The following is a 21,596-nucleotide window of genomic DNA, read 5'->3' on the forward strand; positions in this document are numbered from 1 at the left end:
TTTTATTCAATTTGTGCCTTTATTTATGCTTTAAGTTTAAAATTTCTATAAAAAAATGGTTATACAACTTAATATCATTGCATAACCATTTTTATTTTTAATCAAGTACAACCATATTTTCAATATCAGCCCCAGGGGGAACTATAGGCGTTGCCATTTCATCCTCTCCAACGGTAAAGTCAATTACTACTGGTCCATCATAATCTATTGCCTTTTTAAGAGCTGACTCTACTCCTGCATTTGTATCAACTCTTAAACCAAGGGCACCGTATCCTTCAGCTATTTTTACAAAGTCAGTGTCTCTCTCAAGAGTAGTACTTGAATATCTTTTCTTGTAAAATAAATTCTGCCACTGTCTTACCATGCCAAGAACATTATTGTTTAATACAATTATTTTTACTGGCAACTTATATCTAACAACTGTTGCAAGCTCATTTATGTTCATTCTAAAGCTTCCATCACCAGCAATATCAAATGTCATTTTATCTTTCCCAACGCTAGCCCCTATTGCCGCTCCAAATCCGTATCCCATTGTGCCAAGTCCACCTGAAGTTATAAAACTTCTAGGCTTTGTATAAATATATCCTTGAGTTGCCCATATCTGGTTTTGTCCCACTTCTGTTGTTATTATTGCTTCTCCATCTGTAAGTTCATATAACTTTTTTATTACATATACAGGATTTACAGAGTCACATTTATTTATCCTAAGTACCTTAGATTTATCTTTTTTCAGAAGACCTAGAGCATATTCTGTCCACTCATTACCTTCTCTTGCAGTAAGCTTCTCATTTACTTTTTTTAGAACCTCTTCTACATCCCCAATAATAAAACTATCTGCTTTAATATTTTTAGAAACCTCTGCTTCATCAATATCAATATGAAGTATTTTTGCATTTTTAGCAAAGGTATCTGCATTACTTGTAACTCTATCACTAAATCTACATCCAATAGCTATAACTAAATCACTTTCGCATATAGATTTATTTGATGCCTTTGTTCCATGCATTCCAACCATACCAGTAAACATATCGTCCTTGCCACTAAATGCCCCAAGTCCCATCATAGTTGAACAAACAGGACATTTAAGCTTTTCTTGAAGAATTTTAAGCTCTTTTGATGCTTCCGATATATTGCAACCGCCACCAACAATTATAACAGGCCTCTTACTTTCTAATAGAAGTTCAATAGCCCCTTCTACCTCCGCATCCCTTACAGAGCTTTTTTCAATTTTTTCTGGCTTCCTAGGTTCGTACTCACATTCATTTCCCGTTACGTCTTTAGGAATATCTATTAATACAGGACCTGGTCTACCACTTTGTGCTATATAAAATGCTTTCCTTATAGTATCAGCTAAATCTTCAACTTTTCTTACTATAAAATTATGCTTAGTTATTGGCATAGTTATATCTGTTATATCAACTTCTTGAAAAGAATCTTTACCTATTAATGATGTAGCTACTTGCCCCGTTATAGCTACCATAGGTACTGAATCCATATACGCTGTTGCAATTCCAGTTACAAGATTTGTAGCCCCTGGTCCAGAGGTCGCAAGGCAAACCCCAACTTTTCCTGTAGCCCTTGCATATCCATCTGCTGCATGTGATGCCCCCTGCTCATGAGATGTTAGTACACATCTTATTTCTGAAAATGAATATAAAGCATCAAAAATATTTAAGACTGCTCCTCCCGGATATCCAAAAATAGTATCTACACCTTGTTCTTTCAAACATTCAAGTATAATTCTGGAACCGTTATATTTCACTCTCATCACTCCTTTGTACTATGAAAAACTGCTCCTGTACAAGCAGATGATACCCCCTGCCTATACGTATTTAAATATCCCTTCACAGGTTTTTCAACCTTTTCCGGTTTTCTGTTTTTTAATTTTTCTTCCGGAACAAGTAGGTTTATAGTTTTCTTTTCAATATCTATTTCAATTGTGTCTCCCTCTTCAACCAACCCTATTGGACCACCTTCTGCCGCTTCTGGAGATACATGTCCAATGGATGCTCCTCTTGTAGCACCTGAGAATCTTCCATCAGTTATAAGCGCCACACTCTTATCAAGTCCCATTCCTGCAAGTGAAGCTGTTGGCGAAAGCATTTCCTTCATTCCTGGTCCACCCTTAGGGCCCTCATACCTTATCACAACAACATCACCTGGATTTATTTTTCCACCAAGTATTGCCTTAGAAACTTCCTCTTCACTATTAAATACCCTAGCCGGACCAGTATGCTGCATCATTTCGGGTGCTACTGCTGCCTTTTTAACTATAGCGCCATCTGGAGCTAAATTTCCTCTCAATACTGAAAGTCCACCTGTCTCACTATAAGGATTATCTATTCTTATTACATCAATGTTTTTGATTTTCGCATCCTTCACATTCTCATACAAAGTTTTACCTGTAACTGTCATACACTCTCCATTTAGAAGTCCTTTTTTTATAATTCCATTAACAACAGCCGGTATTCCACCTGCCATATGCAAGTCCTCTATGTGATGAAATCCTGCAGGACTTAACTTACACACATGCGGAATCTTTTCACTTATCTCATTTATTTTATCGAAATTAATATCCACGTCACATTCATAAGCTATAGCTGGTAAATGAAGAAGTGAATTAGTAGAACCCCCTAGTGCCATATCCATTGCGACTGCATTCATAAATGCAGCTTCTGTAAGTATGTCACTTGGTCTTATGTCCTTTTGAACCAATTCAACTATTTTCATACCTGCCTTTTTAGCAAGTCTTAATCTTTCTGAAAATACAGCTGGTATAGTTCCATTGTAAGGAAGCGCAAGACCTAAAACCTCAGAAAGACAGTTCATTGAATTTGCTGTAAACATTCCAGAACAAGACCCACAAGTAGGGCATGCCGTATTCTCAAGCTCAGCTAATTCTTCTAAAGACATTTTTCCCGCTGAAACTGCTCCAACTGCTTCGAATACAGAGTTTAGATCTGTGACCCTTCCATTTGTTCTACCAGAAAGCATTGGTCCTCCACTTATTACTATTGAAGGTATGTTAACTCTTCCAGCCGCCATAAGCATTCCTGGAACTACCTTATCGCAATTTGGCACAAGTACAAGCCCATCAAGAGCATGTGCTTTAGCCACGATCTCAACACTATCTGCTATAATCTGTCTTGATGGAAGAGAATAACTCATTCCCTTATGATTCATAGAAATACCATCACAAACTCCAATGGTTCCAAATTCTACAGGAACACCTCCTGCCATTCTTATTCCATCTTTTACAGCCTTAACTATTTTATCAAGATTCATATGACCTGGTATAAGTTCGCTGTAAGAATTAGCTATTCCTATAAGAGGTCTATCCATTTCCTCATCTATAAAACCTAAAGCCTTAAAAAGAGATCTGTGGGGAGCTCTTTCTACTCCTTTCATTGCCTTATCAGAATTCACATAAATCACTCCTTTTCATTTTGGTGGATTTGACTGTTTATACTTATTAAAGTTCAGCTAAAACAAGCTTACCCATTTCTTTTGTTCCAACTTTTTTACTTCCTTCTGTGTATATATCACCAGTTCTGTATCCACTATTTAAAACTTTTTCTACTGCATCTTCTACATCTCTTGCAGCTTCAGTCATATTAAATGAATATTCAAGCATCATTGCAACTGATAATATTTGTGCTAATGGATTTGCTAAATCTTGTCCTGCAATATCTGGTGCAGAACCGTGTATTGGCTCATACATTCCAAAAGTATCATTTCTAAGACTTGCCGATGGCAGCATTCCTATTGAGCCTGTTACCATTGAAGCCTCATCTGTAAGAATATCTCCGAATATGTTGCTGGTTACTATTACATCAAATTGTGATGGTTCACGTACAAGCTGCATTGCTGCATTATCAACGTAAAGATAGTTTAATTCAACCTCTGGATATTCCTTTGCAACCTCTGTTACTGTTTCTCTCCAAAGCCTTGAAGATTCCAATATATTTGCTTTATCTACAGAAGTAACCTTCTTATTTCTCTTAAGAGCAGCTTTAAAAGCAACATGTGCAATTCTCTTTATCTCTTCTACATTATATCTTTCAGTATCATAAGCTGAGTTTATTCCGTTTTGAATATCTCTTCCTCTTTCTCCAAAGTAAATTCCTCCTGTAAGCTCTCTTACAACAAGTAAATCTACTCCCTTGTTTATGATTTCTTCCTTTAAAGGAGATGCAGATTTTAAAATATCATAAACCTTTGCTGGTCTTAAGTTAGCATAAAGTCCAAGTCCACCTCTTAAACCCATAAGAGCCTTTTCAGGTCTTTTTTCTCCCGGAAGAGTATCCCACTTAGGTCCTCCTACCGCTCCCAAAAGTACTGCATCCGAGTTTTTACAGATTTCTAAAGTTTCGTTTGGAAGAGGTACTCCAAATTCATCTATAGCACATCCTCCTGCCTTAACCTCTGTAAAATTAAACTTAGTATCGTATTTCGCTCCTACTTTTTCAAGAACCTTAAGAGCTTCTCCTACTATTTCAACACCGATTCCATCACCAGGTATAACGGCCACCTTATATTCTTTCATTAATAACCCTCCAAATAAAAATGTATTTAATTAAAATAAACCTTTCTTTACACAGTTAGTAAGTCCCTCATTTTTCATGATTTTAAGCATGAAATCCGGGAAAGGTTGAGCCTTGTACTCTTTATTCAAAGTTACATTCTTGATTATTCCTTCTATAAAATCAACCTCAAGCTTATCTCCTGTGCTAGCATCATTAACAGCTTCCTCACATTCTAGTATTGGAAAACCTATATTTATGGAATTTCTGTAGAATATTCTAGCAAAGCTTTTTGCTATAACACAAGAAACTCCTGCCGCCTTAATACATATTGGGGCATGTTCTCTTGAAGATCCACATCCAAAATTTCTTCCTCCTACTACAATGTCACCTGTTTTTAACTTTTTTAGAAAATCCACATCTAAATCTTCCATACAGTGTTTTGCAAGCTCTTCAGGTACCGAAGTATTTAAATATCTTGCTGGGATTATAACATCCGTATCAATATTATCTCCATATTTTAAAACATCTCCATTAACTTTCATAATTATAAAACCTCCTCTGGTGATACTATTTTTCCTGCTATTGCTGAAGCTGCTGCTACCGCTGGACTTGCTAAGTAAACTTCACTCTTAGGATGTCCCATTCTACCCACAAAGTTTCTATTAGTTGTAGATATAGCTCTTTCTCCTTCTGCAAGTATTCCCATATGACCTCCAAGGCAAGGTCCACAAGTTGGGGTACTTACTATTCCGCCAGCTTCTATAAATGTTCTAACTAGTCCTTCTTCCATAGCTTCAAGGTATATGTTTTGAGTTCCTGGGAATACTATAAGTCTTATTCCCTTCTTAATTTTCTTTCCTTTTAAGATCGAAGCTGCAATTCTTAAGTCTTCCATTCTTCCATTAGTACATGAACCAATTACTACTTGATCTACATTAACCTCTCCAACCTGATCTATAGTTTTTGTATTTTCAGGTAAATGTGGAAATGCAACTGTAGGCTTTAATGTACTTAAATCTATTTCTATAACCCTGCTGTATTCAGCATCTTCGTCTGCATCAAATTTCTTTAATTCTCTATCACTTCTACCCTTCATGTATTCAATAGTCTTTTCATCTACAGGAAATATTCCATTCTTAGCTCCTGCTTCTATTGCCATATTTGCAATTGTAAATCTGTCATCCATTGAAAGATACTCTAGACCATCACCTGTATACTCCATCGATTTATATAAAGCTCCGTCAACACCAATCATTCCGATTATGTGGAGTATTATATCTTTACCAGACACCCATTTTGCTGGCTTCCCTTTAAGAACAAATTTTATAGCCTCTGGAACCTTAAACCAAGCTTTACCTGTAGCCATTCCAACTGCCATATCAGTACTTCCGACGCCTGTTGAAAAAACTCCGAGTGCTCCGTAGGTACAGGTATGTGAATCTGCTCCTATTATTACATCTCCAGGAACAGCAAGTCCTTTCTCAGGGATAAGTGCATGCTCAATTCCCATTTCACCTATTTCAAAATAGTTCTCTATTTCTTTACTTTTAGCAAATTGTCTTATCATCTTACAGTGTTCCGCTGATTTTATATCCTTGTTAGGTGTGAAATGATCTGGTACTATAGCTACTTTCTTCTTATCAAACACCTTGTTAGTTCCCATAGTTTTAAATGCTTTAACAGCTACTGGTGTAGTTACATCATTTCCTAAAACAAGATCAAGGTTAGCTGTTATAAGTTGTCCTGCCTCTACATAATCAAGCCCTGCATGGTTCGCAAGTATTTTTTGTGTCATAGTCATCGGTTTTTTCATTGTTATTTTCCTCCTTATTGCATTGTATTAATTTATATTCTACTGAATCTACAAGTGCTAGCCAGCTGGCTTCTATTATGTCATAGGAAACACCAACTGTTGTCCATGTTGATACACCATCTGTAGACTCAATTAATACTCTTATTTTTGCACTTGTAGCCTTAGTTCCACTGATTACTCTTACCTTATAGTCTGTAAGATAAACATTTGCTAATTCTTTGTAGAACACTCCAAGTGCTTTTCTTAAAGCTTTATCAAGTGCGTTTACAGGTCCTTTACCATCTGCTGCGGTTGTTTCAAGTTTGCCATTAACCATTATTTTAACTATTGCTGTAGCACTTAAGTCACTTAGATATGGCCTTTCAGCAATTACCTTATACTCTACAAGTTCAAAAGATGGTCTAAATACGTTAAGTTCTTTTCTCATAAGAAGCTCAAAACTTCCTTCTGCTCCTTCAAATTGATATCCAAGATACTCTAAGTCCTTTATTCTTTTAACTACTGCCTTTGTTTCGGGAGAATCCTTGTCTATTTTAGGATTTATCCTTTTTAAAGCTGGAAGTATTGTACTCCTTCCAGATACCTCAGATACAAGTATTCTTCTTGAGTTTCCAACCCTAGATGGATCTATGTGTTCAAAGGACTTTGGATTCTTTCTTACAGCATCTATATGCATACCACCTTTATGAGAGAAAGCACAATTTCCAACATAAGCAACCCTCTCATTAGGTGTCATATTACAGGCTTCACATATATATCTAAAAGCCACTGTCAAATATTCAAGCTTATCATTTTTTATGGTATTATAGCCCATTTTAAGGCTTAGATTTGCTATTATGTTTGATAAATTAGCATTTCCACATCTTTCTCCTACACCTGTAAAGGTTCCTTGAACATGATTAACTCCATAATGCACTGCTACAACTGAATTGGCTACTGCCATGCCGCTGTCATCATGAAAATGTACTCCCAAATTATCAAAGTTTAAATCCCTTACTAAGTACTTGACTATGTCACTCACTTCATTTGGCATAGTTCCTCCATTGGTGTCACAAAGCACAATCCATTTTGCTCCTGCTAATCTCGCAGTATTTAAAACTTCTATGGCATATTCTTTATTGCTTTTAAAACCATCAAAGAAGTGTTCTGCGTCAAATACAACTTCCTTATTCAAAGAAACTAAGTATTTTATGCTATCTCTAATCATGTTTAAATTTTCTTCAATAGAGGTTTTTATTATATCTGTAACATGAAAGTCCCATGCCTTACCAAATATAGAGAATACATTTACTCCACTATCTACGAGTTTTTTTATTCCTTCATCTTCCTCAGCCTTTGCACCTGCTCTTCTAGTACTTCCAAATGCACACAACTTAGAATGTTTAAGCTTTAAACTTCTTATTTCTTCAAAGAATTCTCTATCTTTTGGGTTTGAGCTAGGATTTCCAGCTTCTATATAGTCAATTCCCAGTTCATCTAACTTTTTTACTATTTTAATCTTATCAGCCACACTAAAGGAAACACCTTGTGCTTGAGAACCGTCTCTAAGTATACTATCAAAAATGTACACCTTCTTTTCCTTGCCCATATTGTAACCTCCTAACTTGTTGAATTAGATTTAAAATTATGACTATTAAGATTATTGAAATTTTTAGATTATTCTTTAATTTCAGATTATCTTTTAGTTCAATAATTTTTGGTATAAAAAAACGACCCACATTCTCTCCTTGGGGCGAGAACTCTGGCCGCGCGGTACCACCCAAACTTTTAACTTAAAGCAATAACAAGGCACTACTAACTTTTAAATTTAAACGTACTTCTTTAAATTCACATTTAATTAAATAGTGACTAAAGCTTTTATTTGATTATTTAAAAACTCGATATACAAATTCAACTCATCATCAATTGGACTATGAAATGATAATAATACCTAATTCAAAAAATGTCAACACTATTTTTATTTTATTGTTATTATTTTTTATATAGTAATCTTTTTTTAATAATGTCAATCTTGAAAACAATATTATTTAACGATTTAGTAATTTCATTTCTTCTAAATATTATATTATTAATAATATAATATTTAGATAAATAAGTTTAATACTGGAAATTTGTTAAACATGAAAAAATACAAAAAAGGATTATTGACACATATTTTTTTTTATAGTATAGTAATCATAAGTTCAAAAACTATGACGGAGAAAAGTAAACAAAAATATGCTTTCAGAGAGTGGGAGTTGGTGCGAACCCATAAGCTAAAGTTGTTGAAAATCACTCCAGAGTTGCAAGCTGAAATTTATATGTAACAATATAAAGACTAGGTGACGCCGGTAGACGCCGTTATAATTATAAGAGTAATAATTTGGGTGGTACAGCGACAGATATTCGCCCCATGGCGGTCTGTGGTTGTTTTTTTGTACTCATTTTGCTTTTATTATTGTTTAGAAACTCTCATCATACATCAATCAATTAGACTATTAAAAATTTGCAATTGCAAAAATTTTTAGAAAAATAAAGGAAATCATCTATATTTCTGATTTCCAATATATTATTAACTTAGTATAGAATTTTGGCCTCGCTCTATAGCTATGCTTCCGCTGCTTACAACTTCAATAATTCCATAAGGTTCTAGCATTTTTTGAAATGCTTCTATTTTACTGCTATTTCCAGTTATCTCTATAGTGAAAGTTTTAGTTGTAACATCAACAACTGATGCTCTAAAAATGGATACCGTATTTAGTATTTCTTGTCTTTGCACTCCCTCAGCATTCACTTTAATAAGCATTATTTCACGACATACTGAATTTTCTCTATTTAGAAGCACTACCTTATGAACCACCTCAATCTTTTTTATCTGCTTTACAATTTGGTCTATTTCATTTTCATCTTTAACACTTGCTATTAAAGTCAATCTTGATATCTTATCATTCTCTGTAACTCCTGCTGTTACACTTTCAAGATTATATCCTCTTCTATTAAAGAGCCCACAAACCCTAGTAAGTACCCCAGGAATATTATCAACTAGTACTGATAAAACATATAAACGCAAAATAACACCTCTCCCTTATCTTTGAATTATAATTTTCTTTAAAATTTACCACTTTGCAAACTAAAAGTCAACAAACAAGTTAAAAAAATAATAATATGATAATTAAAGCTATTATACTTTTAACATTTTAAAAATGATGCATGTACAAAAGTTTAATTTAACAAAATAGCAGATTAGAACATTTCATAAAACATTCTAACCTGCTATTTTTATTATTCATTATTTATCAATAAACTTCCACCTTATTCCTTCAGGTGTATCCTCTAATACTATTCCTCTTTCTTTAAGGTCATCTCTTATTTTATCCGCAAGTGCCCAATCTTTATTTTTCCTTGCATTTTGTCTTTGCTCTATAAGATTTTGTATTTCATCTTCTAGATTATGTTTTTCAACCTTTTGAAGTATTCCAAGAGGTTTTCCAAGTTCTCTCATAAGACTTATAGCCTTCTCAACAGCAGCCTTGCTTGATTTTCCATTTATATTTATATTAATATCCTTAGCTAAATCAAATATTACAGAAATACCGTCTGCTGTATTAAAATCATCATCCATTTTTTCTATAAACTTTTCTCTATAGCTATCCAGTGCTTTTAAATATTCACTATCATCATTACTCTCAGCTGTATTATTTAAAAGGCTTCCCAAATTGTTTATTGTATTATAAAGTCTTTCAAGAGATGTCTTAGCAGCCTCTATTGACTCCTCAGTAAAATTAAGTGGTGTTCTATAATGAGCTGATAATAGGAATAATCTTATAACCTCTGCATCATACTCCTTAAGAATGTCTCTTGCTGTTAAGAAATTATTTAATGACTTAGACATTTTCTCATTATTTATATTTAAGTAAGCTGCATGCATCCAATACTTTGAAAATGGCTTTCCAGTTCTAGCCTCACTTTGAGCTATTTCATTTTCATGATGAGGGAAAATTAAATCTATAGCTCCTGCGTGAATATCTATAGTATCACCTAGTAAATCTCGAGCCATGCATGAGCATTCTATATGCCATCCTGGTCTTCCTTTCCCCCATGGACTCTCCCAAGATGGTTCTCCAGGTTTCTCGCTCTTCCATAATGCAAAATCTGCAGGACTCTTTTTTCTGTCATCAACTGCTATAGTTGCTCCAGCCATTCTATCCTCTAAATTCTGCCCTGACAACTTTCCATATTCCTTAAAGGCGTTTGTATTAAAATATACATCTCCATCAATTTCATATGCATAACCTTCATCTTGAAGACCTTTTACAAAATCTATTATTTTACCTATATATTCTGTTGCTCTTGGATTACAAGTTGCCCTTTCCAAATTAAGACCATCTGCATCCTCATAGTATTCCTTTATATATCTGTCTCCAAGCTCCTTTACACTAACTCCTTCATTATTAGCCTTTGCTATCATTTTATCATCTATATCAGTAAAATTTTGAATAAAGTTAACCTTATATCCCCTATACTCAAAATATTTTCTTACAGTATCAAAAACAATAAAGGTTCTAGCATTTCCTATATGAAAAAAATTATAAACTGTTGGACCACAAACGTACATTTGTACCTCATTAGGCTTTACCGGAACAAATTCTTCTTTTTTCCGAGTCATAGTATTATATATTTTCATGTTATTCCTCCTTGTCTACAGTATTTAACTTTCAATTCTATTTCAACGCTAAGTTATTTTTTTCAAACTCTTCTTCAACTCTAGCTATAACTTTATCTAAATCTATAACTTCTACTTCTTCACTGTTTCTGCACTTAAATTCTACTTTGCCTTCAGATATTTTCTTTCCAACGGTTATTCTCATTGGAATACCTATTAAATCTGCATCTTTAAATTTAACTCCGGCTCTTTCATTTCTATCATCCAAAAGGGCATCTACCCCTATTTTCTTAAGCTCGGTATATAACTTTTCAGCTTCTTTCATTTGCTCTTCGCTTTTAAATACCGCTGGAACAACTATAACCTCGTATGGTGCTACAGATAAAGGCCAAACTATTCCGTTATCATCATGGTGTTGTTCAACAACTGCTGACATAGTTCTATTAACTCCTATACCATAGCAGCCCATTATAAGTGGCTTACTTTCTCCATTTTCATCTACAAAGTATGCCTTCATAGCCTCTGAATATTTTGTTCCAAGCTTAAATATGTGACCAACCTCTATTCCTCTTGCTATTGTTAATGGTTTGCCACATTTAGGACACTTTTCTCCCTCAACAGCATTTCTGAAATCACCCACTGTACCTTTGAAATCTCTATCATAATTTGCATTTGCATAGTGGTATCCTGTCTCATTAGCTCCTACAATAAAATTGTACATATATGTTACTTCATTATCAATAAGTAAATAATCCACATCTAAACCTATTGGTCCTGCAAATCCAACCTCAGCTCCTGTTGCTTTTTTAACTGTTTTTTCATCTGCAAGCTCAACATCTACTGAACCTACTGCATTTTTAACCTTAGTTTCATTGACTTCTCTGTCTCCTCTTACCATTACAGCAACAACTTTATTCTCTGCTCTATATATTATAGTTTTAACAAATTTTTTGGAATCCACACCAAAAAACTCCACTAACTCTTCTATGGTTTTCGCATGAGGTGTTTCAACTTTTTTAAGTTCCCCTAATTCTTCTTTATCAGCTTTTTCTGGAACAGCTGGTGCCTTCTCTATATTAGCTGCATAATTACATTCTGTACAAAAAGCTATTTCATCTTCTCCTATTTCGGACTTAACCATGAATTCAGCTGAACCAGATCCACCCATAGCTCCTGAATCTGCGGCAACTGCACTACAACTTACATTACATCTTTTAAATATTTTAGTATAGGCTTCATACATCTTATTATAAGATACGTCCAATCCTTCATTATCCTTATCAAAGCTGTAAGCATCCTTCATAACAAACTCTCTTGAACGTATCATACCAAATCTTGGTCTTCTCTCATCTCTATACTTTGTTTGAATTTGATACAAATTTACAGGTAATTGCTTATATGACTTTATTTCACTTCTAGCAAAGTCCGTAAAGACCTCTTCATGTGTAGGTCCAAGACAAAATTCTCTTTCATTTCTATCCTTAAGTTTGAACATTTCTGGTCCAAATACTTCCCATCTCCCCGATTCCTTCCAAAGCTCTGATGGTAAAAGAGCTGATGCTAGAAATTCTTGAGCTCCAGCAGCATTCATCTCTTCTCTTATTATATTCTCAACCTTCTTTAATGCTTTTAATCCTAGTGGCATATAATTATACACTCCGGATGCCATTTTTCTTATCATTCCAGATCTAAGCATAAGTTTATGACTTTCTATTTCCGCTTCTGCTGGACTCTCTCTTAAAGTTAACATTAGCATGTTTGACATTTTCATTTTTAATTGTCCTCCTATAAATTTTATTTACAAAAAAAATAAAAACTCCCCCAGTATTAGGGCGAGTATGATCGCGGTACCACCTAAATTTGTACTCATTAATTAAAACTCAAAAGCAGGTTCAAAGCTAGGTTGAAAATCTTTCAGCCATGGATTTTCTCTCTGAATTTATGAAGCTTCTACTATTCTTTATCACAGTTTTACTATTAGTTTTTCTTAATTTATTATTATACGTTTTTAAATATTATGTGTCAATAGTTTTATTACCTCTTATTGTGTTTTGTATCAAATTAAACATATTATTGACTTAAGTGTAATTTTATAATATAATTGCACTAAACATATATGTTTACTATAATTCAGTTGGTATAAAATAAAGAAACCAGTTTAAAAGCTTTACTGTATCTGGTCTCTTCAAAATAAATTTAATAGTTCATCTGTTTACCAGACAAACTGGAGGCAGAGTATTTTTTATAATATGAAAAATACTCTGCCTTTTATTTTATAAATTATAAGGGGTGTTAATATTGAAAAGAAAATTTATTACTGTAGTTATTCCATCAATAATTATAGCTTCACTTTTATCTTCCTGCACAAATACTTCTAATTCAACTGCAGCAAAAGCTACAAAAGTATCTAGTCTAAAAGATCAATATATTAAAGCTAGTTTGCCTAGCAAAAACCCGGAAAAAGCAAAAAATCGCAAAGATACCTTCATTGCTGCAATAAGCGAACCAGGAGGAGTTTTTCTTCCATACTTCTACGATAATGGCTGGGATGGAAATGCCACAGATCCTATTTTTCCTTCTCTAGTTAGCACGGATGAAAAAGGGAATCCAATTGCAGATTTAGCAGAAAAGTGGGACATATCCTCTGATAATCTAACCTATACCTATCACTTAAGAAAAAGATTAAAGTTCAGTGACGGCTCTCCCCTAACATCTGATGATGTTGCATTTACCTTGACACTTTTAGATGATCCCTCCTATAGTGGCAGCTTTGACATCTCAACTTGCTATATAAAAGGAAGTACCGATTATAAAAACGGTAAAGCTACTTCAATATCAGGTATTGCCGTTGTAGACCCTTTAACCATAAAAATCACAACTGAAAAGATAAATCCCTTAAACCTAACTAGGCTAGGTGGTCAAGTACTATCAAAAGCTTATTACGGAAAAGACTACAAAAAAGGAAATCTTGATTACTTAAAATCGCTATACTCAAGACCTTTAGGCGCAGGTCCATATAAACTTGATAAATACATTCCCGGTCAAGAAATACGATATACTGCAAATGAAAATTATTACAAAGGAAAACCTAAAATAGAAAACTTTATTTTTAAGGTTACTAGTAAGGATACAAACCTTCAATTGTTTCAGACAGGAGAAATTGATTCTGATTCATTTAGCACAGACAAAGACACCGTAGATCAGCTTGAAAACTTAGGGTTTGCCAATATACGAATTAGCACTGTAAGTGACTATGGTTTTGTATATATGAATAACAAAAAACCTTACTTAAAAGATAAAAATGTTAGGCAGGCTCTTATTTATGGTCTTGATCGTCAAAAAATTGTTGATGTAGCATACAAAGGCTATGGAGAGGTGGCTAACGTACCTACTTCACCTCTTGTATTGTCCTACACTACAGATGGAATTAATTCATATAAATTCAATCCTGAAAAAGCAAAAAAATTATTAGAAGATGATGGTTGGCGGCTTAATTCTAATGGAATACGCGAAAAAAATGGTCAAAAGCTTAAGATATCATACTTAACTTCAAAAAATACGGATCAAACAATACCTATAGCTAAGGAAAACTATAAAGCACTAGGTATCGACTTCGAGCCTGAAATCATGGATTTCAACACTTTAGTTGAGAAATTAAATAAAGGTGACTACGACCTAGCTGCTGTACGCACAAGCGGACTTGTAGATCCAAATGACTCTGTTGAAGAATTTTCATCTAAAAAAACTTCTGAAAATGTCAGTGGATATTTCAATCCAAAGGTTGATGAATTAATTTCAGAGGGTGTAAATACCTTAAACGTTAAGAAACGTAAAGCAATATATAAAAAACTCTATAAAGAATTATCAGACGACCCACCAGTTATATTAATAGATTATAGGAAGGGCTTAAAGGCTTGGAACAGTAGAATTAAGGGTATGGAAAATGATAATTTTGCAGGAGTTTCATCTACTAATTTATCAAAATTAAAGATAGAAAATTAACTGTGTACAGTTTCTAATTAAGCTTTTAGCCTATACATGCCCTTATTAATCTTTTATAGCATGTATAGGTTAATATTTATAGGAGGATGCTTATGAAAAAATATATATTACGCAGATTTCTTCAAATGATTCCTACACTTATAGGAGTCTCCATTATTATTTTCTATTTATTTTCTTTAATGCCTGGAGATTATATAGATTCAAACCGAAACCTTACACCACAAAGGGCACACGAACTTAGAGTTCTAAATGGTTTCGATAAACCAATCATAGTTAGATATCTTATATGGTTAAGAAATATTTTGCACGGAGATTTTGGATTTTCATTGAAATATTTAGAGCCAGTAACAACTCTAATAAATCAGTATATATGGAACTCATTCATCATAGCTATTGTTACCCTAATTCTTACTTGGTCCATTGCTCTAGTAATCGGAATATTCTCAGCTACAAAACAATATTCCTTTTTTGACAGAGTAATAACACTGCTTGTATTTGCATCATTGTCTTTTCCATCATTTTTTATAGGCCTTTTAATGATTAAATTCTTTGGAGTTGATTTAAAAATTTTACCCATCGGTGGTATGGTGGAAACCGGAAGCACCACCATAGGACTTTCTCATATTTTAGAAGTAATTCGTCATATGATTCTTCCAGTTGGTATACTTACATTCTTAAGTATTGGATCACTTACAAGATATTTCAGAAGTAGTATGTTAGACGTACTTAAACAAGATTTTATAAGAACTGCTCGTGCAAATGGACTTAAAGAAAGAAAAATCATCTTTAAACATGCTCTAAAAAATGCTATTCTACCTGCAATTACACTTCTATCTTTCGAGCTCCCCGGACTTTTTTCAGGTGCTATTATAACTGAACAAATTTTCAATTGGCCTGGAATAGGAAGAATACAGCTTGAAGCTCTTAGTTTCAGAGATTACCCCGTACTCATGACTTTTACAATGCTACTTTCATTTCTCACTATTTTCGGTAATTTCTGTGCGGATATTTTATATGCAGCAGCAGATCCACGAATAAGATTAGAATAGAAAGGGTGAATACTACGTGTTTCTTTTTAAGAATAAGAATATCAAAACTTCTAATAAATCCTTATCAAAACAAACACTTAAAAGAATTTTAAAAAATAAGTTAGCTATAATGAGTATCATTTTCCTTATATCTATACTCATATTTAATTTTTTAGGCCCATTTTTCTCTCCCTATTCTTACAATGATATTGATGTAAGTTTAATTAAACAGCCTCCTAGTATCTCTCATTTATTAGGAACAGATGACTACGGTAGAGATGTTCTTACTAGATTAATGTACGCAGGTAGAATATCTCTTACTGTTGGCCTTGCTTCCATGATTCTTTCTCTTCTTTTAGGAAGTATACTTGGTTGTTTATCAGGATATTATGGAGGTATATTAGACATCATACTTATGAGATTATCCGATATATTGATGTCCATTCCTGGATTACCTCTTTTAATTATAATTGCTGCACTTCTATCGGAATTAAAAGTTCCATCTGATTATAGACTTTATATCGTTATGCTAATGTTAAGCTTTGTAGGCTGGCCAGGCCTTGCTAGAATGGTTAGAGGTCAAGTTCTTTCTCTTCGTGAACAAAATTTTATGAAAGCAGCTGATATACTAGGACTAAGTGATAAAAGAAAGATTTTTCATCATTTACTACCGAATACCTTTCCTTTGTTAATAGTCGTTGCTACTTTGAGTACTGCCGACGGTATATTAAGTGAATCTTCCTTAAGCTTTCTTGGTCTTGGTGTAATTCCACCAACACCATCCTGGGGAAATATGATAAATGCGGCCAATAACTTAATAGATTTTCAAAAACGCTCCTGGCTCTGGATACCACCTGGTCTGGCTATATTTCTCACTGTAATTTCAATAAATTTACTTGGTGATGCATTGAGAGATGCTTTGGATCCTAAAATGAAAGGTAGATAAGTAACTATGAAAGAAGATTTGTTAAAAATCAGTAATTTAAAAACTTATTTCTATATTGATAATGATATACGTAAAGCTGTAGATAACATCAGTTTTTCAGTTAAAAAAGGTGAAACTGTATGTATTGTTGGTGAATCAGGCTGTGGTAAAAGCGTTACTTCCCTCTCTATAATGGGACTTATAAATGAACCTGGAAGAATTATAAACGGTGAAATTTTATATAAAAATAATGATCTCTTAAAACTATCCAAAAGTGATTTGCAGAAGTTACGAGGTAAAGAAATTTCAATGATATTTCAGGAACCTATGACATCATTAAATCCCGTCTTTACAATAGGTCATCAGATAACAGAAATATTACTTGAGCATGAATTAATTAATAAAGATGAAGCCTATAAAAAAGCTATCCGTTTAATCAATTCAGTTGGATTACCGAGAGCAGAAGAAATAATGAAATCATATCCACATAAATTAAGTGGTGGTATGCTTCAAAGAATTATTATTGCTATGGCTTTAAGTTCTAATCCAAAGCTTTTGATTGCAGATGAACCAACTACAGCTTTAGATGTAACAATACAAGCACAGATTTTAGATTTACTAAAAAAATTAAAATCAACTTTAAATACATCAATTTTATTTATTACCCATGACCTTGGAGTTGTTGCCGAAATAGCTGATTATGTAATTGTAATGTATGCTGGAAAGATAATTGAAGAAGCTCCAGTTATAGAACTATTTAAAAACCCTAAGCATCCATATACACAAGGGCTTTTAAATTCAAAACCAATTATTGGGAAGCATAGAGATAAGCTTTATTCTATAAAGGGTTCTGTTCCTGATTTATCTAAACTTAATGAATCATGTTACTTTCATGATAGATGTGAACATTGCAAAGATATATGCACAAAAAAATCACCAGCCTTTACAGTAAATAACAATCATAAAACTGCATGCTGGCTTTATGAAAGGAGATATAAATGAGTAACAAACTACTTGAAGTAACAAATTTAAAAAAATATTTTCCTGTTACAGGTGCAGGTGCCTTCTTAAGTAAAAATACAGGATACGTTAGGGCTGTTGACGGAGTAAGTTTTAATATTAATAGAGGTGAAGCTTTTGGGTTAGTTGGAGAATCTGGCAGTGGGAAAACAACACTTGGTCAGGCAGTTCTTAGAATGACTTCAAAAACTTCTGGAAACGTAAATTTTAGTAATATCGATATATATTCTCTTCCTAAAAAGGATTTAAAAAAGCTGCGTTCAAAAGCTCAATATATATTTCAAGATCCTTATAGTTCATTAAATCCACGCATGGAGATAGGACGTGCTATAGCTGAGCCTTTACTAGAACATGGTTTAGCTACCAAAGATGACGTTATTGATATGGTAAAATATTTTCTCTCTTTATGTGGTTTAGATCCAAGTTATATTAATAGACTTCCACATGAATTTTCAGGTGGGCAAAGACAAAGGATAGTAATTGCTCGTGCTATGGCATTAAATCCAGAGTTCATAGTTGCAGATGAACCCATTTCCGCCCTAGATGTTTCTATACAAGCACAAATAATAAATTTATTTAGTGATCTTAGAAATGAGAAAGGATTGTCTTATTTATTTATATCGCATGATTTAAGCGTTGTGGAACATCTATGTGATAGGATTGCTATTATGTATTTGGGAATTATTGTAGAATTAGCATCTCGTGATGAATTATTTAGCTTTCCTAAACATCCATATACTAAAGCTCTTCTGTCGGCAGTACCAATACCTGATCCAACGTTAAAAAGAAATAGAATAATACTTAGTGGCAGCATTCCAAGCCCTACAAATCCACCTTATGGATGCAGATTTCATACTCGCTGTCCACATGCCCAAAAGATTTGTGAAGAAATTCAACCAATGCTTAAGGATGTATCAAATTCACATAAGGTAGCATGCCACCTTGTTTAAATACCTACTTAAAAATAACAAGATACCATAATCCTATTTTTCAAGAATTATGGTATCCTCTATTGTATACTATTTTTTTTTAATAGTGTTTCTGCAGCATATAAATCGTCTGGTGTAGTAATTTTTAGGTTTTCATAACTCCCATCATAAAGGTATACTTTGTTTCCTGACATTTCAAATATCATGGTATCATCAGTTGCTAAAATACCTTCTTTTTCAGCATTTATATGAGCCTTAAGTATTGAATCATATTTAAAACATTGTGGAGTTTGAACACAAAACAATTTACTTCTATCAATTGTCTTTTCAGAAAATCCATCTTCACTTTTTATCTTTATAGTATCTTTAGGCTGCACACCACAAGCTGCTCCACCATACTTTTCAGCATATTTTATTCCATTTTCTATAATTTTATTGTCTACAAATGGTCTTGCTCCATCATGTATTAATACAATATTCGCAGATTTAACAGCTTTAAGGCCATTCATAACTGACTGCTGCCTCTCACTGCCACCAGAAACTATATTTTTAACCTTATTGAATTTGTACTTATAAACTATTTCTTGCATACAAAAATTTATTTCACTCTCAGCTGCCACGATTATTATCTCATCGATTAACGGACTTCTTTGAAACTTGTCTATTGTATATGCTAAAATAGGCTTACCTTGAATAAGAATGAACTGTTTGTTCTTATTCACCTTCATTCTACTACCTCTGCCAGCTGCCATTATAATTGCACAATTCATTAGTTATTAACTCCTTGTCTATCTTAATTCTTCTGCCTTGCAAATATCATTCTACCTGCTGCTGTTTGAAGAACAGACGTAACCGTAACTTCTCTAGTTTCTCCTATATGACTTCTTCCACCTTCTACAACTATCATTGTTCCATCATCAAGATATCCTATACCTTGACCAGACTCTTTTCCATCCTTAATAATTTGTATAGTCATTTCTTCCCCTGGAAGGACAACAGGCTTAACAGCATTGGCAAGTTCATTTATATTAAGTACAGGAACACCTTGAAATTCTGCTACCTTATTCAAATTATAATCATTTGTTATTACTTTTCCCTTCATAACCTCCGCTAGCTTTAAAAGTTTAACATCAACCTCTGGTATATCTGGGAAATCCTTGTCATAAATTTTAACCTCTATATTTAACTCTTTTTGAATCTTATTTAATATATCAAGACCTCTTCTTCCTCTATTCCTTTTAAGTCCATCTGAAGAATCGGCAATATGTCTTAATTCTTTAAGTACAAAACCTGGTATTACAAGAGTACCTTCTATAAAGTCAGTTTGGCATATATCAAATATCCTTCCATCAATTATAACCGAAGTATCCAAAATTTTAGGACTTCCTTTAGAAACGCCCTTAGTTTTCTTATCTTTTGCAGCTCCTGATTTTCTAAGATTATAAAATAGATTCATAATCTCTTCTCTTTTCTTTATTGCCACATCTGCACCAAAAACAGCCATTATAATGTTTACAATGATAAATATTATTGTAAATATATATGCAAATGCACCTGATGATAATCTATTAAGTGAACTTGCTAATAAAGAAGCAATTATAAGTCCTATTATGGCACCCCCTGTTCCAAATAAGACCTCAGAAACTGGAATCTTCTGAATAGTTCTTTCCAAATAATCCATAAATTTTAATATTAAAGAATTAATCCATGGGGATATTATGAAAAATATTATACCTAATAGCAATACACAAAATACTATGAAAATTATTTTTTCAACATCATTATTTTTGACAAAATTAAGTTGAGAAAAATAATTACCTCGTAACATAATACTGGCCAATAGATATCCCAAAACCAATCCTATAACGGTAAAAAGTCCTCTCAATATTTTATTTAGCAATTTAAGCCACCTCCTTTATTAATTATTAACAGTTTTATAATTTTAAATCTAAAAAATGTAATTTTTTTCTTAATGTAATATAAAATAAATTTTATATGCTTTCAACAATAAAGTATACGTTAAAACTACAAATATATCAAGATTGTTTACAATATTTTCAAATATTTATCCCCCTATTATTTAATTAGATATTGTTTTAATATATAAAGTGAAATAAATCAAAAGGGTAATAAATCGTTCTAGTACATTTCTATATAGCAGCATAATTGTATAAGTAATTTTATAATGTACTAAAAAAACAATTTAATTACAACCTACAAAATACTCCACAAACTTCTTTATAATTACTTTATACATATCACCAATATGTTCAAGGAGATGAATAAAATGCAAGATTTAATTTTTGATGAATTTCAAAATTTAGTAGATGAATCGTTAATAAGGCATTCAAGTTTATTAGATATACTTTCTAAACTTCAAGAATCACAAGGAAGAATCAATAGAGCTGTGACAAAATCAGTAACTCGCTGCGGATGTATAGAAATAAATGCTTCAAAGCAGCAAATACCAAATGATTTATCTGACATTAATGCTTTAAAGAAGTGTCTAAAAACTCACGTTAGCGGAAAGCTATGTGAAGGTTGCAGAGATATTTTAATAAACGAAATTGGAAACAACTTATTCTATTTATCAGCTCTCTGCAATACTCTTGATATAAATTTATATGATGTATTACTTAGAGAATACGATAAAATAGATACATTAGGGAAATACAACTTAAGATAATATATAGAGTTATACATATTGTATA

Annotated in this window: 17 protein-coding genes and 1 other annotated feature; of the genes, 6 read left to right on the forward strand and 11 right to left on the reverse strand. The window is 33.0% G+C overall.

What is annotated here, in order from left to right; genetic code table 11:
* Window positions 1-97: 97 nt before the first annotated feature.
* The 9 genes from ilvB to CA_RS16315 form a co-directional block, all read right to left on the reverse strand.
* Window positions 98-1,762: a biosynthetic-type acetolactate synthase large subunit gene (ilvB, locus tag CA_RS16275; protein ID WP_010966446.1), complete on the reverse strand. Its 1,665-nt coding sequence runs from the start codon at window positions 1,760-1,762 to the stop codon at window positions 98-100.
* 5 nt (window positions 1,763-1,767) lie between these two features.
* Window positions 1,768-3,426 (reverse strand): dihydroxy-acid dehydratase, encoded by a 1,659-nt coding sequence (gene ilvD / locus CA_RS16280; protein WP_010966447.1) that lies wholly within the window; start codon window positions 3,424-3,426, stop codon window positions 1,768-1,770.
* Window positions 3,427-3,472: 46 nt separating this feature from the next.
* On the reverse strand, window positions 3,473-4,546 hold the full coding sequence (leuB, locus tag CA_RS16285; protein WP_010966448.1) for a 3-isopropylmalate dehydrogenase: 1,074 nt from the start codon (window positions 4,544-4,546) through the stop codon (window positions 3,473-3,475).
* Window positions 4,547-4,576: 30 nt separating this feature from the next.
* A complete protein-coding gene (gene leuD / locus CA_RS16290; protein ID WP_010966449.1) occupies window positions 4,577-5,068 on the reverse strand; it encodes a 3-isopropylmalate dehydratase small subunit in 492 nt (163 codons plus the stop codon).
* A 2-nt stretch (window positions 5,069-5,070) separates the two neighbouring features.
* Window positions 5,071-6,339: a 3-isopropylmalate dehydratase large subunit gene (leuC, locus tag CA_RS16295; RefSeq protein WP_010966450.1), complete on the reverse strand. Its 1,269-nt coding sequence runs from the start codon at window positions 6,337-6,339 to the stop codon at window positions 5,071-5,073.
* Entirely contained in the window at window positions 6,284-7,927 is a 1,644-nt protein-coding gene (gene cimA / locus CA_RS16300) for a citramalate synthase (protein ID WP_010966451.1), read from the reverse strand. Before cimA ends, leuC begins: the two co-directional genes overlap by 56 nt.
* A gap of 595 nt (window positions 7,928-8,522) precedes the next feature.
* Window positions 8,523-8,735 (forward strand) — a binding site (T-box leader).
* Window positions 8,736-8,890: 155 nt separating this feature from the next.
* Window positions 8,891-9,388, reverse strand: a complete 498-nt coding sequence (gene ilvN / locus CA_RS16305; RefSeq protein WP_010966453.1) for an acetolactate synthase small subunit — start codon at window positions 9,386-9,388, stop codon at window positions 8,891-8,893.
* A gap of 219 nt (window positions 9,389-9,607) precedes the next feature.
* Entirely contained in the window at window positions 9,608-11,002 is a 1,395-nt protein-coding gene (cysS, locus tag CA_RS16310) for a cysteine--tRNA ligase (RefSeq protein ID WP_010966454.1), read from the reverse strand.
* A 37-nt stretch (window positions 11,003-11,039) separates the two neighbouring features.
* On the reverse strand, window positions 11,040-12,752 hold the full coding sequence (locus CA_RS16315; protein WP_010966455.1) for a proline--tRNA ligase: 1,713 nt from the start codon (window positions 12,750-12,752) through the stop codon (window positions 11,040-11,042).
* A gap of 518 nt (window positions 12,753-13,270) precedes the next feature.
* On the opposite strand from CA_RS16315, the gene CA_RS16320 reads away from it, so the two are divergent.
* The 5 genes from CA_RS16320 (at window position 13,271) to CA_RS16340 (ending at window position 18,906) form a co-directional block, all read left to right on the forward strand.
* Complete coding sequence (locus CA_RS16320; RefSeq protein ID WP_242663035.1) at window positions 13,271-14,983, forward strand: ABC transporter substrate-binding protein; 1,713 nt, start codon at window positions 13,271-13,273, stop codon at window positions 14,981-14,983.
* A 92-nt stretch (window positions 14,984-15,075) separates the two neighbouring features.
* Entirely contained in the window at window positions 15,076-16,032 is a 957-nt protein-coding gene (locus CA_RS16325) for an ABC transporter permease (RefSeq protein WP_010966457.1), read from the forward strand.
* Between the two features lie 16 nt (window positions 16,033-16,048).
* Complete coding sequence (gene opp4C / locus CA_RS16330) at window positions 16,049-16,957, forward strand: oligopeptide ABC transporter permease (RefSeq protein WP_010966458.1); 909 nt, start codon at window positions 16,049-16,051, stop codon at window positions 16,955-16,957.
* A gap of 6 nt (window positions 16,958-16,963) precedes the next feature.
* Window positions 16,964-17,938 carry an ABC transporter ATP-binding protein gene (locus CA_RS16335; RefSeq protein ID WP_010966459.1) on the forward strand — a complete coding sequence of 325 codons (975 nt, stop codon included), beginning with the start codon at window positions 16,964-16,966 and terminating at the stop codon, window positions 17,936-17,938.
* Window positions 17,935-18,906, forward strand: coding sequence for an ABC transporter ATP-binding protein (locus tag CA_RS16340; RefSeq protein ID WP_010966460.1), 972 nt, complete (start codon window positions 17,935-17,937; stop codon window positions 18,904-18,906). Before CA_RS16335 ends, CA_RS16340 begins: the two co-directional genes overlap by 4 nt.
* 59 nt (window positions 18,907-18,965) lie before the next feature.
* On the opposite strand, the gene ispD is transcribed toward CA_RS16340, so the two are convergent.
* Together ispD and CA_RS16350 are read right to left on the reverse strand one after the other, a co-directional pair.
* Window positions 18,966-19,655 carry a 2-C-methyl-D-erythritol 4-phosphate cytidylyltransferase gene (gene ispD / locus CA_RS16345; RefSeq protein ID WP_010966461.1) on the reverse strand — a complete coding sequence of 230 codons (690 nt, stop codon included), beginning with the start codon at window positions 19,653-19,655 and terminating at the stop codon, window positions 18,966-18,968.
* Between the two features lie 23 nt (window positions 19,656-19,678).
* Complete coding sequence (locus tag CA_RS16350; RefSeq protein ID WP_010966462.1) at window positions 19,679-20,785, reverse strand: PIN/TRAM domain-containing protein; 1,107 nt, start codon at window positions 20,783-20,785, stop codon at window positions 19,679-19,681.
* 387 nt (window positions 20,786-21,172) lie between these two features.
* On the opposite strand from CA_RS16350, the gene CA_RS16355 reads away from it, so the two are divergent.
* Window positions 21,173-21,571, forward strand: a complete 399-nt coding sequence (locus tag CA_RS16355) for a hypothetical protein (protein ID WP_010966463.1) — start codon at window positions 21,173-21,175, stop codon at window positions 21,569-21,571.
* Window positions 21,572-21,596 lie beyond the last annotated feature (25 nt).

Source organism: Clostridium acetobutylicum ATCC 824, from assembly GCF_000008765.1.
Lineage (GTDB): Bacteria > Bacillota > Clostridia > Clostridiales > Clostridiaceae > Clostridium_S > Clostridium_S acetobutylicum.